At 24.8% G+C, this 246-nt stretch carries 1 protein-coding gene; it reads right to left on the bottom strand.

Going from position 1 to position 246, the window contains the following annotated elements; translation table 11 throughout:
* Positions 1–246, bottom strand: a 246-nt coding sequence (locus HS848_RS13195) for a hypothetical protein (RefSeq protein WP_198612562.1), incomplete at both ends; no start/stop codon positions are given.

Raw genomic sequence — 246 nt, 5'->3', positions numbered from 1 at the left:
TAAGTAATAACGTAAATAACATCGTAAGTAATAACGTAAATAACATCGTAAGTAATAACGTAAATAACATCGTAAGTAATAACGTAAATAACATCGTAAGTAATAACGTAAATAACATCGTAAGTAATAACGTAAATAACATCGTAAGTAATAACGTAAATAACATCGTAAGTAATAACGTAAATAACATCGTAAGTAATAACGTAAATAACATCGTAAGTAATAACGTAAATAACATCGTAAGTA

This window comes from Staphylococcus caledonicus (assembly GCF_016238465.1).
GTDB classification, from domain to species: Bacteria; Bacillota; Bacilli; order Staphylococcales; family Staphylococcaceae; genus Staphylococcus; species Staphylococcus caledonicus.
This window is presented reverse-complemented; position numbering and strand designations above follow the sequence as displayed.